Genomic DNA, 18,806 nt, shown 5'->3' with positions numbered 1-18,806 from the left:
ATCTATCTCTATTATTTACAGGAAATAAACTAATAGATGAACAAATGATTGTTTAAGAGGAGAGAGCTTGGTCAAATTCATTAATGGAAAAGGATTAGTAAATGGTCTTATTTAGAGTGGGGATAAATGGAAGTGTGGCACTTGTTAATAGATTAATTCTTCCTTTTATTGGATAAATCTTCCGTTCTCGTGCTAAGATGAATTTACATACTATTTCGTTAATTGGTGAAGGGAGGGAGCTTTCTTTTTTTTAGAAAGCAAGCTATGAATATAAAGGATGCAAGAATTAATAGATTTAAACAAGGAACAGAAGAAGAGTGGGTAAAAGCAGTTTCAACATCTTTAAAGGGGAAAGGAGTAGATACGTTACATACCCCAACATTTGAAAATATTATTTTGAAACCGCTTTATAATAAAGGCCCTGATAAAGATGAAGAACCCGGAAAACCACCTTATACGAGGGGAATCTATAAATATGGCTATCTTCACCAACCGTTAAAAATTTGCCAAGTAGCACGAGGAGAAAATCTCAAAGAAACAATAATCAAGTCTCTAGCAAATGGACAAAATACAATCTCTTTTGATGTTAATAGCATGCCTGATGAAGACCTAATTAATCTATTGGATAGTCTGCCGATTCAGAACTATCCTTTATTTCTATTGTCCGGTGATCGGCAAGAAATCCTTATGGAAAAACTAGTCCAAGTTCCGGGCCTATTTGGTCAACAGGTAACAGTGGCGCGAGATCCTATTACGGAATGGGCTGAAAAGGGGTCTATCCCAACTAAAGAAAACAATGTCTTATCTAGTTGGTTTCACCAGATAAAACTTTGGAATCAATCATCCCCAACTATTAAAACTATCCTAATTAATAGTAAGCCTTATCATGAATCAGGTGCAGACGCCGCCAAAGAGATTGCGTATGCATTATCTCTCGGTGAGCACTATGTATATGAAGGTATACAGGCAGGACTATCTCCAAAAGAAACGGCAGAAAAAATGGTTTTTTCATTTTCGATTGATTCTGTATTTTTTATGCAAATTTCCAAACTCCGTGCGGCACGAAAGCTCTGGTATGCGATCGGTAAAGCTTATGGGCAGGAAAATTCCTTTAAAATGGACATCCATGCACAGACCTCACAAAGAAACAAAACGAGTTTTGACCGTTATGTAAATCTCCTGCGTGCAACAAACGAAGCAATGGCAGCAGTGATTGGCAATTGTCAGTATCTTACAATAACTGCGTTTGATGAGATGTTAACCAAACATAGCTCGCTTGGGGAACGCCTGGCAAGGAATATTCCCCATATAATCAAGGAGGAGTCTATGTTAATGAAAACGGCTGATCCAGGCGGAGGCTCTTATTATTTAGAATCGTTGACAGATGATTTATGTCAGCAGGCATGGGATCAATTTCTTAAACTTGAGAAAAAGGGTGGTATTCTCTCGGAGTTAAAGAGAGAGCGTGTGCAGAGAAATCTGGCGGAGCAGGCTAAAAGCAGATTAACAGCTCTCGCCATCAAGAAAGAAAAAATAGTTGGTGTAAATATATACGCAAATCCAAAAGAAGAGCGCCCGGATATAGTACAGAATTTTAAAACGGTACCCATTATTCAAAAAGGAGAAAAAGAGATATATCCTCTTGAGCAAATCCGTTTAGCTTCTGAATTTGAAGCCATCCGTTCGATGAACCTTGCATGGGGTAGTAAAAGCCAGCAAGTGCCAAGAATTATGATAATTGGGCTGGGCAGTGTTTCTCAAGCTAAGCCGTATATGGATTTTTCAAAAGAACTATTGGCAGCCGGGGGGCTGAGCTACACAGAAAAGACTGAAATCATGGATAAAGAAATGTTGGAAGAAGCAATAAAAAACAGCCAGGCTCATTATATCATTATTTGTGGGGATGAAAATCATTTAGATGGTCCATTAATGCCTCTCAAAGAAGTCAATGGTATGCATATTTATGCAGCTGGGAATTTTAATTCAGTAAGTACAGGATTAAACTGGAAAATTATTGACCGCCATACAAATATGATCGACTTATTAACGATTCTTTCATCGATGCGGGAGGTAAAAGCATGAAGAAACCAGATTTTTCACAAATAGATTGGCAGGCCGCTCATGAATCTACGCCGAAAGTTACAAAAGAAAATTCGGACAGTCCTGTATTTGAAACAAATGAACAAATATCCTTAAAACCACTCTATAGCAGGGATGACATCAATCAGGCGGAACATGTTCCATCTTTCCCAGGAATTGCTCCCTTTACCCGTGGACCGTATGCAGCGATGTATGTAAACCGTCCATGGACTGTTCGTCAATATGCAGGTTTTTCTACGGCTGAAGAATCGAATGCTTTTTACAGAAGAAATCTGGAAATGGGTCAAAAAGGGTTGTCTGTTGCATTTGATTTAGCGACTCATCGAGGATATGATTCGGACCACCCGCGTGTGGTTGGGGATGTAGGAAAAGCAGGCGTCGCGATTGATTCAATTGAAGATATGAAAATCCTGTTTTCCGGTATTCCGCTGGAGAAGATGTCCGTTTCCATGACAATGAACGGAGCTGTATTACCTGTGATGGCGTTTTACATTGCTGCGGCAATTGAACAGGGTGTAAAACAAGCTCAGCTCACAGGAACCATCCAAAATGATATTTTAAAAGAATACATGGTACGGAATACGTATATTTATCCACCGGACATGTCGATGAAGATTATTGCGGATATTTTTGAATACACTTCCGCACATATGCCGAAATTCAACAGTATTTCCATCTCCGGTTATCATATGCAGGAGGCGGGAGCACCTGCAGACTTGGAGCTTGCCTACACATTGGCTGATGGATTGGAGTACGTGAAAACAGGTTTGAAAGCGGGCATTGCAATTGATACATTTGCCCCTCGCTTATCGTTTTTCTGGGGAATCGGTATGAACTATTTTATGGAAGTGGCCAAGCTTAGAGCAGCTCGTTTTTTATGGGCAAAACTTATGAAGCAGTTTAGTCCGCAAAACGAGAAATCATTGGCACTTAGAACACATTCTCAAACATCAGGTTGGAGCCTTGCGGAGCAGGACCCTTTTAATAATATCGCCAGAACCTTGATAGAGGCGCATGCGGCTGCTCTTGGGCATACCCAGTCTTTACATACGAATGCATTTGATGAAGCAATTGCGTTGCCTACAGAGTTCTCAGCAAGCATCGCTAGAAATACCCAATTGTTTTTGCAAGAGGAAACTGGAATTACCAATGTCATAGATCCGTGGGGCGGATCTTATTATGTAGAATCTTTAACGAACAGTTTAATTGAGAAAGCATGGGCTCATTTAGAAGAGATCGAACAACTTGGCGGTATGGCAAAGGCAATTGAATCAGGCATCCCAAAAATGAGAATTGAGGAAGCCGCCGCACGTCGACAAGCAAAAATTGACTCGGGAGAAGAAGTGATTATCGGAATCAATCAATACACGACAGAAGAGAAAGAACAATTTGATATTCTTGAAATTGATAATTCAAAGGTCCGGGAACAGCAAATTAAGAGGCTCGAGATGATCAAAGGTAAGCGTAATCAGGACCAAGTAACAAAAACGCTGGTTGCAATAACTGAAGCAGCCCATACTGGAGAAGGAAATCTGTTGGAATTAGCTATAGAGGCAGCCATTGCGAGGGCGACTCTAGGTGAAATATCCGATGCGATTGAAGCAGTTTCTGGGCGTCATCGAGCTACGATTCGAACAATCAGTGGAGTCTATCGGTCCCATTATCGGGGGTCGGATAAAATAAATGAAGTCAGAGAATTAACGGAAGAATTTTTACTTAATGAGGGGCGCCGTCCTCGGATTCTAATCGCGAAGATGGGTCAGGATGGCCACGACCGTGGTGCAAAGATAGTTGCCTCGGCTTATGCAGACCTTGGATTTGATGTGGATATGGGTCCATTGTTCCAAACGCCGGAGGAATCTGCTAAACAGGCTGTAGAAAATGATGTGCATGTCATAGGGATGAGCTCCTTAGCAGGAGGACATAAAACACTCCTGCCTCAGTTGGCCAGTGAATTAAAAAAACTTGGCCGGGACGATATCGTAATCATTGCCGGAGGTGTCATTCCGGAACAGGATTATGAATATTTATTCGAAAATGGCGCTTCAGCCATATTCGGACCGGGGACCATCATACCGGAAGCGGCTATTAGGATTGTAAAAGAGATTTATAAAAGGCTAGGGTATGAGGAAGTGTCTGAAAATGACAGATTATAATCAACATATGAAAAGAGTATATAAGCGAGTCCATGATAAGCCGATTGATACTGATGCGCTTGTCCGGAACTTAAGAAGCGGTCAGTTACAAGCGTTATCAAAAGCTATTACATTAGTTGAAAGCAAAGGAGACGCTTATCGTACACAGGCTGAAAATGTTTTGCAGGCCCTTCTGCCCTGTACAGGAGATTCAATCAGAATAGGTATCAGCGGGGTGCCGGGAGCAGGGAAAAGCACCTTTATTGAGAATATGGGATTATACTTATGTGAGCTTGGATATAAAGTAGCTGTACTAGCCATTGACCCCAGCTCTTCTATTAGTGGAGGCAGTATCCTTGGCGATAAAACACGCATGGAAGAACTTTCAAAGCATCCTAATGCCTTTATTCGACCTACTCCATCAGGAGGAAAATTAGGCGGTGTCCATCGTAAAACACGAGAGAGTATGATGATGTGCGAAGCTGCCGGATATTCAGTTATCCTTGTGGAGACAGTTGGAGTAGGCCAAAGTGAGGCTGAAGTCAGGGATATGGTGGATTTTTTCTTGCTGCTGACTCTAACAGGTGCCGGAGATGAACTGCAAGGAATGAAAAAAGGGATTTTGGAGTTAGTAGACGGGGTTGCTGTGAATAAAGCAGACGGGGATAATGAAAGATTGGCTAGTCGGGCTAAAGAAGAGTATCGTCAGATCCTCCATGACCATATACCAGCTACAAAGGATTGGACAGTAAAAACATTTACTTGCTCAGCTTTACATAAAAAAGGACTAAATGAAATATGGGAATCGATCCTTGAATTTTGCAGATTTACAAAGGAAACGGGTGAATTCACGAATAGGAGAAAGCGGCAGGTAACAAAGTGGTTTGAGAAAGAATTGGAACACCAAATCATGGAGCACTTTTATGCAAATAAAGCGGTGCAGGAACTCTTGCCAATCGTAGGAGAGAAGGTTAGGAATGGAGATGAAATCGTTTCAAAGGCAGCCACGGAATTATTTCATCTGTATTTTCTCTCTAAAGATAAGTAAAATGAATAGTGATATATAAAAATTGGATAGCCGGTTGGCTATCCTCAAATTTAGGAGTATAGGGGGGTCTTCTTAATTAAAGATACTATTCCCCTGTACAAGGATACTAAACTTGCAAATGGAATATTTTATAAAATACAGCTGCTCTGATACTATATAGATAGCTCTGTTAGAAAGGAAGATGTAAAAGTGAGCATGAATTTTAATTTATTCATGAATGATGTGGTTCGCCAGGCGCGTGAGGAAATACAAAATGCAGGTTATACACAATTAACAACAATAAAAGAAGTAGATGAGGCACTAAATAATAAGGGAACGACGTTGGTAATGGTTAACTCTGTTTGTGGGTGTGCTGGAGGTATTGCTCGTCCTGCTGCTTATCATGCAGTGAATTATGATAAAAGGCCGGATCATTTGGTAACCGTCTTTGCTGGTCAGGATAAAGAAGCTACTGCCAGAGCGAGAGAATATTTTACGGGTTATCCGCCTTCCTCTCCGTCATTCGCTTTATTGAAGGATGGTAAAATCCTTAAGATGGTCGAGCGTCACGAGATTGAGGGGCATGAACCAGTAGAAGTAATTGAAAACCTGCAAAAAGCTTTTGATGAATATTGTGAAGAAGTTTAAAAGTAAACGATATAAACTATGTAGATGTAGGGAACTATATTTAAAATCACTGAATAAAAATAATTTTTATAAATAATTTAAATATAACTTTATCAAAGAGGTGTCTATTCATGGCACTTCTTTTTTTAGGGATTATTTAAGAATTACACTGTTTATAGTAAATAAATAGATTATTCTAATATAATATTAAATATTTTGCAAAACAGTATTTATGTGTTAAAATACAATTTGTTGTATATATAATCAATTGGATTCTTAAAAATAGTTTGGTAGTTTATTCGTGTACAACCATAATACTATCAGCATGAAAACATAATATAGTGGGGGTAAAGGACAATGAAAAAGTGGTTACTTAGTTTATTGACAGTAGTATTGAGTGTTTCAGTATTAACGGCCTGTGGCAGTAAGGAAGAATCAAATGGTGGTTCTGGAAATGAAAAAGTTTTAAAAATGGCGACATCGGCTGATTATAAGCCATTTGAATATATTGATACAGCGAAAAGTGAAGAAATTATTGGCTTTGATGTAGATTTGGCAAAAGCGATTGCTGGTAAACTTGGTTATGAAGTACAGGTTGTCGATATGGATTTTGGCGGTTTGGTAACGGCCGTAAAAAATGGACAAGCTGATTTTGTTATGGCAGGGATGACTCCAACTGAGGAGCGTGAAAAGAATGTGGATTTCTCTGATATTTATTACACAGCGAACCATATGATTGTCACTTCAAAAGCTAACAAGATCGAATCTGTTAAAGACCTGGAAAATAAAACTGTCGGGGTACAAATGGGTTCTATTCAAGAAGAAAAAGCTCAGGAATTATCTAAAACAACAAAAATGACGGTTGAAAACCGTGACAAAATTCCTGAATTAGTACAGGAAATAAAATCTGAACGTTTTGATGCTGCCATTATTGAAGATTTGGTGGCACAAGGATATCTTGAAAAGAATGAGGATTTAACCGGTTTCCTTCTTGAAGGAGATGCAGAAGAAGTTGGATCTGCTATTGCTTTCAAAAAAGGCAGTGAATTGCGCGATCAATTTAATGCAGAGCTGAAAAAGATGAAAGAAAATGGAGAACTGGAAGAGTTAGTTTTAAAATGGTTTGGCGGAAATGCTGAATAAGAAAATTTCAGAAAGGGAGAGATCCCTTTCTGGAATTTTTCTTTTTATTAAATAGATAGGAGAAAATTTATGAATCTTGATTTTACAGATATTATTCCTTCCATGCCTTATATACTGGAAGGTGTTTATACGACCTTACAAATAGCAGCGCTGGCTGCCCTGTTCGGTTTCTTATTTGGAACAATTATAGCTTTGTGCAAAATAACGACAATTAAGCCTCTTATTTGGATATCTGATTTTTATACATCCATATTTAGAGGTACTCCGTTAGTTCTTCAATTAATGATTATTTATTTTGCTTCACCGCAATTATTTGGATTTCAGATTGAAGGGTATTGGGCAGCAGTACTTGCATTTTCTTTAAACTCAGCTGCATATATTTCCGAAATTATTCGTGGGGGAGTTCTTGCAGTCGATAAGGGCCAAAGGGAAGCAGCAATGGCGCTTGGTATTCCATACAGCAGCATGATGGCCAATATCATCCTGCCGCAGGCATATAAAAATATTTTACCTGCCTTAATGAATGAATTCATTACGCTTACAAAGGAATCAGCGATTGTTACAACTATTGGCGTAATGGATATCATGAGACGTGCCTATCAAGTTGGGGGTCAAACCTTCCAATATTTAGAGCCGCTTCTTTTTGCAGGTTTAATTTACTACGTACTGGTTATGATTTTAACGCTGATCGGAAAAATGCTTGAAAAGAGGTTACAGCATTGATGATAAAAGTAAATGAGCTATATAAAAGATATGGAAAGCTGGAAGTCCTTAAAGGAATTTCAACAGAGATAAAAGAGGGGGAAGTAATTGCTATTATTGGGCCATCCGGTTCCGGTAAATCAACCTTTCTCCGTTGTTTGAACTTAATGGAAAAACCAACTTCCGGCCAAGTTTGGATAAAGGATCAGGAGATTACGGCACCAAAAACAGATGTTTTGGCCATGCGCCAGAATGTAGGAATGGTTTTCCAGCACTTTTATCTATTTCCTCACAAAACGGTCTTGGAAAATATTATTTATGCTCCAATAAAGGTCCGCAAAGTAAAAAAAGAGCAAGCGAAAAAGGAAGCAATGGAACTACTCGCGAAAGTCGGAATGCAAGATAAAGCGGATGTGTATCCTGAGCGTCTCTCCGGCGGTCAAAAACAAAGGGTAGCTATTGCAAGAGCACTGGCCATGAAGCCTGAAATTATGCTGTTCGATGAACCGACTTCAGCACTTGATCCTGAAATGGTAAAAGAAGTTCTTGAAGTTATGAAGTCGCTGGTGACTTCTGGTATGACAATGGCAATTGTGACGCATGAAATGGGATTTGCCAAGGAAGTGGCCGATCGAGTATTGTTTTTGGATGGGGGCGTAATAGTCGAGGATGCTCCTCCAGCAGAGTTTTTCTCTCAACCCAAATCCGTGCGTGCCAAAGACTTCTTGCAAAAGGTACTTTAAAAAGTTTATGCTATGTTTAAAAAGATGGTCTGATGTCAGGGCGTCTTTTTTGCATTCAAATTGCCGGAAAGGTTGCTTCTATTATGTTTAAAATCGGTTATCGAACCATTAAAACGGCGATAGGAACGCCAATTGCTATTTATGTAGCCCAACTTATAGGGCTCCAAAGCTTCGCCTCCGCTGGAATTATAACAATTTTATGTATCCAGAGAACAAAAAAACGATCATTTAGGGCTGCTGGTGAACGGTTCTTTGCTTGTTCATTAGCGATGGTTTATTCCTATGCATTTTTTGAACTTCTCGGATATACACCACCTGCCATCGGATTAATGCTGTTGTTTTTTATTCCAACTACAGTAGCATTAAACATATCTGGCGGTATTGTAACGAGCAGTGTTATTATTTTACATTTATACGCTTCAAAATCGATCACATTAGCAAGTCTGCTTAACGAATTTTTACTTGTAGTAATCGGGATTACAGTTGCTTTTTTGGTTAACTTTTATATGCCAAACATGGAGCGGGAACTGGAAAAGTACCGAGAAGAAATTGAAAAGCTCTATAGCATTATACTGAAGGAACTAAGTGAATACTTGGATACTGGGAAGAGTGTCTGGAGCGGCAAAGAAATCATAGAAGCAGAAGATTTAGTTCGGAAAGCTGTCTATTATGCGGCACTGGAGGAAGAAAATCATAAAATAGTAGATGATGCCTCGTATTATCACTATTTTAAACTCCGTGAAAAACAGTTAAGTATCCTAAAGAGAATACTACCTTTAGCGGCTAAGATGGACCTATCAGGGGATGAAGTCAGTCATGATTTAGGAGAATACATTGGTTTTTTAAGTGATAATGTCCATCATCATAATACAGCTCACGAATACATAGATATGCTTGAGGAATTAGTGGGAGAATTGAAGAAAAAAGAAATCCCGACCTCCTTCGAGGATTTTGAGAAACGGGCAGCCCTTTTTCAGCTCATTAAAGAATTAAAGGACTATCTAATTATCAAAAGCACAGTAAAGCCGCTGCCAAATTCCAAATCAAAGAGATGAATGAAAAATAGGCTTAGAGCCCATCCTAAACAATAAAAGGATGGGTTTTTTATGAGATGGATGTCGCTTTGGTTATTGATGCATATAATGTCGCCGATATGGCCTTTAGGCCCCAATCCCATACCCGGGGATCCATTTATTGTGATTAATAAAAAGACTCATCAGCTCGTGTTTTTTGTTGAAAATCAGGAAAAATATCAATTTTCAATTGCAACTGGCAAGAACAATGAAGACACACCCGAGGGATTATTTACGATTATCACAAAATTTAAAGATCCGGAATATTCCAGGAAGAGAATCCCAGGGAAGGATTCGAGAAATCCACTGGGCTCAAGATGGATGGGTATGGACGCTCATGAAACGAATGGAAGAATCTACGGGATTCATGGAACGAACCGAGAGGAATCGATTGGAAAAAATGTATCTGCAGGCTGTATCAGAATGAAAAATAAAGAGGTCGAATCTCTTTTTGAATCAGTCCCGCTTGGAACGAAGGTGTATATCTATAACAATTCTGAATCACCTTCATTCTATGCCAAATTATTTCATGCCATGTACGAAAAAACCTCATCTGACTCTCCTTAAAGAGAATTAGATGAGGTTTATTTTAATTTTATAAGAAGGCTGAAAGACCAGATAATAAAGTAACTGCTACCATCGTAAAGATCATAATATATACAATAATTTTTTGTGTACGCTTCTTGGACATAGAGTTACACTCCCTTTATATTCTTCTATTTGATACTACTATGTTTAGCAAAACTCCTCAAGTATAAAAATTTCATTTACTATTTAAGTAAAATTTCTTTAAAGAATATTAAGAATGTTCTATTATTTAAATAGGAAGATAAAGGGGGATTTGTATGCAAAAGGGAATTAATCATATTGGGATTGCTGTTCATTCTATTTCGAAAGCGCTTCCTTTATATGAAGGAATTTTTGGTATGGTGAATGAAGGAGAGGAAATTATTAAAAGCCAAGGAGTGAGGGTCGCATTTCTATCCACTGGCAATACGCGAGTAGAATTATTGGAACCTTTGAATGAAACAAGTGCTGTTGCAAATTTCATCAAAAAAAGAGGGGAAGGCATTCATCATATTGCACTTGAAGTAGATGATATAAAAGAAAGAATAAAAGAACTTAAAAATAACGGCCTGCGAATGATTGATGAAGAACCCAGACTCGGTGCACATCATACACAAATAGCTTTTATACATCCTAAGTCGATACAAGGGGTTTTAGTAGAGTTAGTAGAGAGCCCAAATGGGAGGAATAAATAAGTGGATATGTATGAAAAAATAACCGAACTGTATGACAGAAAAACTGATATCGAGCTTGGCGGTGGATTTGATAAAATTGAGAAGCAACATGAAAAAGGGAAGCTGACAGCCAGAGAAAGAATTGACATTTTGGTAGATGAAAATAGCTTTGTCGAATTGTATACATTTGTAGAACATCGAAATAAAGACTTTGGTTTGGATCAGATAAAGGGACCGGGCGATGGAGTTGTAACCGGTTATGGCAAAATCGATGGCAGACCGGTCTATATTTTCTCACAGGATTTTACTGTATTTGGAGGTGCGCTAGGTGAGATGCATGCCAAAAAAATATCGTCCATTATGGATTTGGCGGCTAAGAATGGAGCACCTATCATTGGATTGAATGATTCAGGCGGAGCAAGGATCCAGGAAGGCGTCACTTCACTGGATGGGTATGGGCAAGTATTTTATCGGAATGTTATATACTCTGGAGTTGTTCCGCAAATATCTGTTATTATGGGGCCATGTGCAGGAGGAGCAGTTTATTCTCCGGCAATTACTGATTTTGTCTTTATGGTCGATCAAACGAGCCAGATGTTCATTACAGGTCCAAAGGTAATTGAAACAGTTACAGGGGAAAAAATCAGTTCAGAAGATTTGGGCGGTGCGAAAGTCCACAATTCCATTAGTGGTAATGCACATTTTGAAGGAAAAACAGAGGAAGAAACATTACATATGGTGAGGAAAATCCTCTCGTATCTGCCTTTAAATAATGAAGAACTTCCCCCTGTCAGCGAATGGAATGATGATGAAAATGATTATTGTCCTGATATTGCTGATTTGGTACCCTATGATGGAATTCGCCCTTATGATGTAAGGAAGGTAGTAAAGGAAGTAGTTGATTCAGATTCATTCTTTGAAATACAAGAGAGTTTTGCGCGAAATCTGGTGATTGGTTTAGCGAGAATAAAAGGTGAGACCGTCGGGTTGGTATGTAATCAGCCGAAATATATGGCGGGCGGGCTCGATATCAACTCATCCGATAAAGCGGCAAGATTTATTCGGTTCTGTGATTCGTTCAATATTCCGCTCATTACATTTGAGGATGTAACGGGATTTTTTCCGGGTATTAAACAGGAGCACGGAGGAATCATTCGACATGGCGCCAAAATTTTATATGCATACTCGGAAGCTACTGTCCCTAAATTAACAGTGATTCTCAGAAAAGCATATGGGGGAGCTTATGTTGCCTTAAATAGCAAATCAATTGGAGCGGATTTGGTCTATGCTTGGCCGAATGCTGAAATCGCGGTGATGGGACCTCAGGGAGCAGCCAATATCATTTTCGCTAAAGAAATTAATAATAGTGATAATCCTGAAGCCGTACGCCAACAAAAAATTGATGAATATCGCCAAAAGTTTGCCAATCCCTATGTCGCGGCCAGTCAAGGGATGGTGGATGATGTCATCGATCCAAGGGAAACCCGAATCAAACTGGCCCAGGCTTTGGAGATGCTTCGGACAAAGAAAGAGTCAAGGCCGCAAAAAAAACATGGAAATATTCCGCTTTGATCCATTTGAGAGTCCAGTTCTGGGCTCTTTTTTTTTGGAAGAGAGGAAATTAGCTTTCAGGGCACATGCTTATCACCATATCTAATAGGTTAAGCTGAATAAAGAGTCTTAAAGACTCAAAAAATGTAACGAATAGATCGGTTCTGAAAAATAGAAAGAATAAATTCGAATTATTCATTCATAAAGGGAAAAACTGTCTACCCCATGTCGGGGCGCCAACTCTTTTCTTATGGAAGAAACATCGGTATACTTATAAAGTAACTTATTCCTGGTTAGGAGGAAGACAATTGATTAATGAAGAGAGATTATTACAAGAATTTTTAGAATTGGTGCAAATTGATTCTGAGACAAAAAACGAAGGTCAAATAGCTAAAATCTTAAAAGATAAGTTCAGCCTTCTTGGACTCGATGTATATGAAGACAATGCAAAGGAACTTACAGGTTTTGGAGCAGGCAATTTAATTTGTACGTTACCAGGCACCAAAGAAGGTGTTGACACGATTTATTTTACCTCCCATATGGATACTGTGGTTCCTGGCAAGGGCGTCACACCTTCCATTAAAGATGGTTATATAGTATCTGATGGTACGACTATTCTTGGAGCGGATGACAAAACTGGCCTAGCCGTTATGCTTGAAGTCATTCGTGTATTAAAAGAAAATAACATTGAACATGGACCAATCCAATTCATCATCACGGTAGGAGAAGAATCCGGTTTAGTTGGTGCAAAGGTATTGGATCGTTCTCTTATTAAAGCTACATATGGTTTTGCATTAGACAGTGATGAAGCGGTTGGTAACATTATTGTTGCTGCCCCTACACAAGCAAAAGTTCAAGCTATTATTAAAGGAAAAACTGCTCATGCAGGCGTTGCGCCGGAAAAAGGTGTTTCTGCGATTACGATGGCGGCGAAAGCAATTGCCAAAATGCCGCTTGGACGAATTGATGAAGAAACAACTGCAAATATCGGCCGCTTTGCAGGCGGTACACAAACAAATATCGTTTGTGATCATGTAGAGATTCTTGCGGAAGCACGCTCTTTGATTCCTGAAAAAATGGAAGCTCAAGTTGCTAAAATGAAGGATGCTTTTGAATCCGTTGCTGCTGAAATGGGCGGTTCTGCTGAAGTGGAAGTCACAGTTATGTACCCTGGATTCAAATATGACCATGGTGATCATGTGGTTGAAGTCGCTAAAAAAGCAGCTGAGAAAATTGGCCGTGAACCAAGACTTCTTCACAGCGGTGGAGGCAGTGATGCAAACGTAATCGCTGGACATGGCATTCCTACAGTAAACCTTGCAGTCGGTTATGAAGATATCCATACAACAAGTGAGAAAATGCCAATTTCTGAGCTGAATAAACTTGGCGAAATGGTATTGGCGATTATCGAAGAAGTAGCAAATCCATCTAAATAATGCTAGTATGCATGATGCCACTGGATTGTACCGGTGGCAATTTTACATAAACAATGTGTTTAGCTCCAGTTAAACAGTGAATATAAGGGATAAGAGGGTTTAAAGAGATGGAACAACGTCAAGTTAAAAAAGGCGGAAGAGTCATTTTACATGTGGATATGAATAGCTTCTATGCTTCTGTGGAAATGGCCCATAATCCTGAATTAAAAGGAAAACCTTTGGCAATAGCCGGGAATGCTAAGGAAAGAAGAGGGATTATTGTCACATGCAGTTATGAAGCTCGTAAATTTGGTGTCAAGACAACTATGCCTATTTGGCAGGCACAGAAGCTCTGTCCCGGCCTTATCCTGATGGAACCTAATTTTGACCGTTATCGCACGGCATCACAGGCGATTTTTGACCTGTTGCGAATGTATACACCGCTTGTGGAACCAGTGTCCATTGACGAAGGCTATCTTGATATTACTGATTATTGTGAGAACCAATCACCCGTAGAAGTAGCTCATACGATTCAAAAAAGGATTTTGGAAACGATGGATTTGCCATGCAGTATAGGGATAGCTCCAAATAAGTTTCTGGCCAAAACCGCTTCTGATATGAAAAAACCAATGGGAATTACGATTCTGAGAAAGCGTGAAGTACAGGCTAAACTTTGGCAGCTGCCAGTTGGTGAGATGCATGGTGTTGGTCAAAAAACGTCCGAAAAGCTGGCTACATTAAATATTCATACGATTGGTGATTTGGCTATTGCCTATGAAGTCTCTCTAAAAAAGCTGCTTGGTATAAATGGCATACGCTTAAAAGAAAGAGCAAATGGAATTGATAGACGCGAAGTAGACCCTGAATCGATTTATGATTTTAAAAGTGTGGGCAATTCCACGACTCTGCCAAGAGATGTAACAAATCAGCAGGAATTATTCACTGTTTTGGAGCGTTTAAGTGAAAAAGTTTCCGCCCGATTAAAGAAGAAGGAACTGCTGACCATGAAAGTCCAAATTATGATTCGCTATAAGGACCGAAGAACCATAACGCGAGGCAAAACCTTGCAAAATCCAATTAATAAAGCCGAAGATTTATATGGTCATGCAAGAGATCTTTTTACAAAGCATTGGAATGGAAATCCTGTAAGGCTATTGGGCGTAACAGCAAATGAAGTTGTGGAGCAACAAGAAGCAATCAAACAATTGGACATTTTTTCGTTTGTTCAGGACGAAAAAGAAGTCAAATTGGATACGGCTATGGAAAAGTTGACTAAGAAGTTTGGGGATAAAATTATTCAAAAAGGGATAGAAATAAATAGCAATCAAGTAGACGCCAACACAAGTTTTAGCAAGGATTTCTTAAAACGCCCCAAACCCCGGAATGACAAGGAAAACTAATTCATCGTACTTGCGCAAATAGTGTAAAATTGCTAAAGTTAATACGGTTTAGTATAGCGAAAAAACAATGAAAGGAATGTTTACAGATGGAAAAACAACAAATCGGTGTAATCGGTCTTGCCGTAATGGGCAAGAATTTAGCTTTTAATATTGAAAGCCGTGGATATTCCGTTTCAGTATATAATCGTTCATCTGAAAAAACAGATGCTATGATGAAAGAGGCGGAAGGCAGAAATGTCCATCCTACCTACTCAATTGAAGAATTTGTAAATTCTTTGGAAACACCGCGTAAAATCTTGATTATGGTGAAAGCCGGCGCAGCTACTGATGCAACCATTGCGCAATTAACTCCTTATCTTGATAAAGGTGATATTCTAATTGACGGCGGGAACACATTCTTCAAAGATACACAGCGCCGTAATGAAGAACTAAGCAAGCAAGGTTTCCATTTTATTGGAACAGGTGTATCCGGCGGTGAAGAGGGTGCATTAAAAGGACCTTCTATTATGCCTGGAGGCCAAAAGGAAGCGTACGAGCTTGTAGCTCCGATTTTAAAAGCAATCTCCGCTAAAGTAGGCGATGATGCTTGCTGTACATATATTGGACCGGATGGAGCGGGCCATTATGTAAAAATGGTCCATAATGGAATTGAGTACGGAGATATGCAATTGATTTCTGAATCTTATTCATTATTACGCCATATTCTTGGATTGAACGCTGAAGAACTTCATGAAGTGTTCTCTGAATGGAACAAAGGCGAACTGGACAGCTATCTAATCGAGATTACCGCTGATATCTTTACGAAAAAAGATGAAGAAACAGGCAAACCTATGGTTGATGTAATCCTTGATAAAGCAGGCCAAAAAGGAACGGGAAAATGGACAAGCCAAAGTGCTCTTGACCTTGGTGTACCGCTTCCTATCATTACTGAATCGGTATTTGCACGTTTCTTATCTGCGTTAAAAGAAGAACGTGTGGAGGCCTCTAAAATATTAACAGGTCCTGAAGTGAAGGCATTTACCGGGGATAAAGCAGCCTTTATCGAATCGATTCGAAAAGCATTATACTTAAGTAAAATATGTTCATATGCACAAGGATTTGCCCAAATGAAAGCTGCGTCTGACGAATTTAACTGGGATCTTCAATATGGTGATATCGCGATGATCTTCCGCGGCGGATGTATCATTCGTGCACAATTCTTACAGAAGATTAAAGATGCGTATGACCGCAACCCTAGCCTTAATAATCTACTTCTTGACGACTATTTTAAAGAAATCGCAATCAGCTATCAGGAAGCATTGCGTGAAGTCATTGTAGCGGCTGTTCAAGCTGGTATTCCTGTTCCATGCTTTACTGCTGCATTATCTTATTATGACAGCTACCGTGCTGAAACATTGCCTGCGAATCTTTTACAGGCGCAACGTGACTACTTCGGCGCTCATACATACGAGCGTGTAGATAAAGAAGGTATCTTCCATACTGAATGGATGGAATCTTAAGTAACAACAAAAGAAGCAGTTTAAAGATCAGAGAATCTTTAGGCTGCTTTTTTTGGTATAACGAAAGACTTTTGTCATTCATCATCAGATTGATAAAGACCCATTTGACATAACTCAATCAACTGACATATACTGTAAATAATAAATGGTGAAGGACTGATATTGGGACGATGAAATTCTAATTTGATTTTCCGCGATGTTTTTTGAATAAAAAACAGAAGCCTGAAAATTGGATTAGTGTGCCCATACCACGTTCTTTCATTGAAAAGAGTATAAAAGAATTCGACTGCCCCTCGTGCAGGCCTATTTATTATACCTCTGACGATAAACAACGTTGTTCATACACCCTCCAGCAGGCTTCTGTTGGAGGGTTTTTTATTGCCAAATTTAAGAGGTGGTTGGAATGAATATACTCAGTCTGAAAGAAATAAAGAAAATCTATGGTGAAAGAACTATTTTAAAGAATATAAATATGGAGATAAAATCTGCAGATAGAATCGGGTTGATTGGTTATAACGGCACGGGGAAAACAACGCTGGCTAATATCATGACAGGATTGATCCAAGCGGACAAAGGCAATATAAAGTTTGGCAAAGAGACTGTCAGTATAGGGTATTTACGGCAATCGATTGAGTATACTGCCGATATCTTTCAATCCATGATGGAGTCCGGTGCTGAGGCAGGGATGTTTGAGCTGACGAGTCAGCTTGGATTGGGAGGGGCGCAAGACTGGGATCCAGAACGTTTGGATCATTTAAGCGGGGGTGAACGTTTAAAGCTTGCGCTCGCATCTATTTGGTCAACCGAACCAGATTTATTGATTCTTGATGAACCAACGAATCATTTGGACCTGGAAGGGATTAAATGGTTGGTAGACGAATTAGCATTGTACAACGGTGCCGTCATTATGATCTCTCATGACCGTTATTTTCTGGACCAGGCAGTCAGCCGTATAGTTGAAATTGAGGAAGGAATTGTGCACGAGTACACAGGGAATTACAGTGCCTATAAAAAACAAAAAGAAGAAAATAGAAGAATTCAACAGCATCAATATGTTCATCAACAAAAAGAAGTCAAACGGATAGAAAAGCAAATGAATCAATTAAAAAATTGGTCAGAAAAAGCTCATCGTGACTCCACAAAGCAAGGCACTGCTTCTGAAAGAAAGCTGATGGGCAAAAAGGAATATTATCGTGTTAAGGCTAAAAAAATGGATATACAGGTTAAATCCAAGCAAAAAAGGCTGGAAGCAGAGCTTGCAAAACATAGAATAGAAAAGCCAACTGATGATGTGAAGATTGAATTTGAATTTCAGGTGGTTGACAAGCGTGGCAAACGAATCTTGGAAGCAAAAAATTTAAAAAAGAAATATAAAGATCATACAATTTTCCAAAGTAGTCATTTTTACATGAAGCATGGAGAATCTATTGGAATGATTGGTCCAAATGGAGCGGGGAAAACTACATTAATACGGATGATTTTAGATGAAGAGCCAGTTAGCGGGGGAGAGTTATGGAAAAGTCCTACTTTAAAAATCGGTTACTTAAGTCAGGATGTGGGAGATCTTCCTGTCCATAAGAAACCACTCGAAGCGCTTGGTCTATATGACAGGGATTCTATTTACAAGGCAAAAACTCTGTTTGCGAACCTGGGGTTTACAGCAAGGCAAATAGAAGATCCCATCTCCTCCTTATCGATGGGGCAGCGTACGAAAATTAAGCTAATTCAATTGCTGTTGGAGGGGTACAATTTACTGATTCTCGATGAACCGACCAATCATCTCGATTTGCCTAGCAGAGAGCAATTAGAGGAGACCCTTTCTACATTTGCCGGCACCTTATTAATTGTTTCGCATGATCAATATTTGATTGAACGTCTCTGTAATAAGCTATTGGTTATTGATGAAAAGATCATTCGGCGTGTTGAGAGCAGCAACCCGAAAACGAACGAACAGATTCCTGCATCAGATAAGCAGATTGAAGAAGAACTTATGATTGTTGAAACGAATTTAGCTGCGGTCTTAAGTACATTGAGTATGTTAATACCAGGTGATTCCCAATTTGAAGCATTGGATAAAGAATTTAAACGATTGGTTGATCAGAAGGCTCTGTTGAATAGAAGCAGAAATTAGGCATTTAACCAGAATTTTA

General features: G+C 39.2%; 16 protein-coding genes. 15 read left to right on the top strand and 1 reads right to left on the bottom strand.

The window, feature by feature from the left end; genetic code table 11:
• The first annotated feature begins 264 nt into the window (after positions 1-264).
• From AC4G3K_RS02740 to AC4G3K_RS02700, 9 genes are all read left to right on the top strand, one after another.
• The gene (locus AC4G3K_RS02740; RefSeq protein ID WP_491132404.1) at positions 265-2,082 is read left to right on the top strand and encodes a methylmalonyl-CoA mutase family protein; all 1,818 of its coding nucleotides are present in this window, start codon (positions 265-267) and stop codon (positions 2,080-2,082) included.
• A complete protein-coding gene (gene scpA, locus AC4G3K_RS02735; RefSeq protein WP_491132403.1) occupies positions 2,079-4,256 on the top strand; it encodes a methylmalonyl-CoA mutase in 2,178 nt (725 codons plus the stop codon). The genes AC4G3K_RS02740 and scpA overlap by 4 nt, the downstream gene beginning before the upstream one ends.
• Positions 4,243-5,283: a methylmalonyl Co-A mutase-associated GTPase MeaB gene (gene meaB, locus AC4G3K_RS02730; RefSeq protein ID WP_491132402.1), complete on the top strand. Its 1,041-nt coding sequence runs from the start codon at positions 4,243-4,245 to the stop codon at positions 5,281-5,283. Before scpA ends, meaB begins: the two co-directional genes overlap by 14 nt.
• A gap of 189 nt (positions 5,284-5,472) precedes the next feature.
• A complete protein-coding gene (locus tag AC4G3K_RS02725) occupies positions 5,473-5,910 on the top strand; it encodes a BrxA/BrxB family bacilliredoxin (protein WP_491132401.1) in 438 nt (145 codons plus the stop codon).
• Positions 5,911-6,246: 336 nt separating this feature from the next.
• Entirely contained in the window at positions 6,247-7,032 is a 786-nt protein-coding gene (locus AC4G3K_RS02720) for a transporter substrate-binding domain-containing protein (RefSeq protein WP_491132400.1), read from the top strand.
• A gap of 69 nt (positions 7,033-7,101) precedes the next feature.
• On the top strand, positions 7,102-7,755 hold the full coding sequence (locus AC4G3K_RS02715; protein ID WP_491132399.1) for an amino acid ABC transporter permease: 654 nt from the start codon (positions 7,102-7,104) through the stop codon (positions 7,753-7,755).
• A complete protein-coding gene (locus AC4G3K_RS02710) occupies positions 7,755-8,477 on the top strand; it encodes an amino acid ABC transporter ATP-binding protein (RefSeq protein ID WP_491076237.1) in 723 nt (240 codons plus the stop codon). Before AC4G3K_RS02715 ends, AC4G3K_RS02710 begins: the two co-directional genes overlap by 1 nt.
• A gap of 83 nt (positions 8,478-8,560) precedes the next feature.
• Complete coding sequence (locus tag AC4G3K_RS02705; RefSeq protein ID WP_491132398.1) at positions 8,561-9,532, top strand: aromatic acid exporter family protein; 972 nt, start codon at positions 8,561-8,563, stop codon at positions 9,530-9,532.
• Positions 9,533-9,583: 51 nt separating this feature from the next.
• Positions 9,584-10,117 (top strand): L,D-transpeptidase, encoded by a 534-nt coding sequence (locus tag AC4G3K_RS02700; protein ID WP_491132397.1) that lies wholly within the window; start codon positions 9,584-9,586, stop codon positions 10,115-10,117.
• Between the two features lie 28 nt (positions 10,118-10,145).
• Here the strand turns inward: AC4G3K_RS02700 and prli42 are convergent, their stop codons facing one another.
• Positions 10,146-10,241: a stressosome-associated protein Prli42 gene (gene prli42 / locus AC4G3K_RS02695; RefSeq protein ID WP_139063836.1), complete on the bottom strand. Its 96-nt coding sequence runs from the start codon at positions 10,239-10,241 to the stop codon at positions 10,146-10,148.
• Positions 10,242-10,395: 154 nt separating this feature from the next.
• On the opposite strand from prli42, the gene mce reads away from it, so the two are divergent.
• The 6 genes from mce (at position 10,396) to abc-f (ending at position 18,787) form a co-directional block, all read left to right on the top strand.
• On the top strand, positions 10,396-10,812 hold the full coding sequence (mce, locus tag AC4G3K_RS02690; RefSeq protein WP_491132396.1) for a methylmalonyl-CoA epimerase: 417 nt from the start codon (positions 10,396-10,398) through the stop codon (positions 10,810-10,812).
• A gap of 6 nt (positions 10,813-10,818) precedes the next feature.
• Positions 10,819-12,363, top strand: coding sequence for an acyl-CoA carboxylase subunit beta (locus tag AC4G3K_RS02685; RefSeq protein WP_491132654.1), 1,545 nt, complete (start codon positions 10,819-10,821; stop codon positions 12,361-12,363).
• 287 nt (positions 12,364-12,650) lie between these two features.
• Complete coding sequence (locus AC4G3K_RS02680; protein ID WP_491132395.1) at positions 12,651-13,778, top strand: tripeptidase T; 1,128 nt, start codon at positions 12,651-12,653, stop codon at positions 13,776-13,778.
• A 107-nt stretch (positions 13,779-13,885) separates the two neighbouring features.
• Entirely contained in the window at positions 13,886-15,157 is a 1,272-nt protein-coding gene (locus AC4G3K_RS02675) for a DNA polymerase IV (protein ID WP_491075741.1), read from the top strand.
• A gap of 86 nt (positions 15,158-15,243) precedes the next feature.
• Positions 15,244-16,656 (top strand): NADP-dependent phosphogluconate dehydrogenase, encoded by a 1,413-nt coding sequence (gnd, locus tag AC4G3K_RS02670; RefSeq protein WP_491075740.1) that lies wholly within the window; start codon positions 15,244-15,246, stop codon positions 16,654-16,656.
• A gap of 403 nt (positions 16,657-17,059) precedes the next feature.
• Positions 17,060-18,787, top strand: a complete 1,728-nt coding sequence (abc-f, locus tag AC4G3K_RS02665) for a ribosomal protection-like ABC-F family protein (protein WP_491132394.1) — start codon at positions 17,060-17,062, stop codon at positions 18,785-18,787.
• The last annotated feature ends 19 nt before the right edge of the window (positions 18,788-18,806 follow it).

It is taken from the genome of Bacillus sp. z26, assembly GCF_058313635.1.
Note: the sequence above shows the minus strand (reverse complement) of the source record. Positions and strands in the feature narration are given on the sequence as shown.

What these genes read in the sequence shown, in the direction of transcription:
- AC4G3K_RS02740 (WP_491132404.1), top strand. Translation starts at nt 265, where the DNA reads ATGAATATAAAGGATGCAAGAATTAATAGATTTAAACAAGGAACAGAA.
- scpA (WP_491132403.1), top strand. Translation starts at nt 2,079, where the DNA reads ATGAAGAAACCAGATTTTTCACAAATAGATTGGCAGGCCGCTCATGAA.
- meaB (WP_491132402.1), top strand. Translation starts at nt 4,243, where the DNA reads ATGACAGATTATAATCAACATATGAAAAGAGTATATAAGCGAGTCCAT.
- AC4G3K_RS02720 (WP_491132400.1), top strand. Translation starts at nt 6,247, where the DNA reads ATGAAAAAGTGGTTACTTAGTTTATTGACAGTAGTATTGAGTGTTTCA.
- AC4G3K_RS02715 (WP_491132399.1), top strand. Translation starts at nt 7,102, where the DNA reads ATGAATCTTGATTTTACAGATATTATTCCTTCCATGCCTTATATACTG.
- AC4G3K_RS02710 (WP_491076237.1), top strand. Translation starts at nt 7,755, where the DNA reads ATGATAAAAGTAAATGAGCTATATAAAAGATATGGAAAGCTGGAAGTC.
- AC4G3K_RS02705 (WP_491132398.1), top strand. Translation starts at nt 8,561, where the DNA reads ATGTTTAAAATCGGTTATCGAACCATTAAAACGGCGATAGGAACGCCA.
- AC4G3K_RS02700 (WP_491132397.1), top strand. Translation starts at nt 9,584, where the DNA reads ATGAGATGGATGTCGCTTTGGTTATTGATGCATATAATGTCGCCGATA.
- prli42 (WP_139063836.1), bottom strand. Translation starts at nt 10,241, where the DNA reads ATGTCCAAGAAGCGTACACAAAAAATTATTGTATATATTATGATCTTT.
- mce (WP_491132396.1), top strand. Translation starts at nt 10,396, where the DNA reads ATGCAAAAGGGAATTAATCATATTGGGATTGCTGTTCATTCTATTTCG.
- AC4G3K_RS02685 (WP_491132654.1), top strand. Translation starts at nt 10,819, where the DNA reads ATGTATGAAAAAATAACCGAACTGTATGACAGAAAAACTGATATCGAG.
- AC4G3K_RS02675 (WP_491075741.1), top strand. Translation starts at nt 13,886, where the DNA reads ATGGAACAACGTCAAGTTAAAAAAGGCGGAAGAGTCATTTTACATGTG.
- gnd (WP_491075740.1), top strand. Translation starts at nt 15,244, where the DNA reads ATGGAAAAACAACAAATCGGTGTAATCGGTCTTGCCGTAATGGGCAAG.
- abc-f (WP_491132394.1), top strand. Translation starts at nt 17,060, where the DNA reads ATGAATATACTCAGTCTGAAAGAAATAAAGAAAATCTATGGTGAAAGA.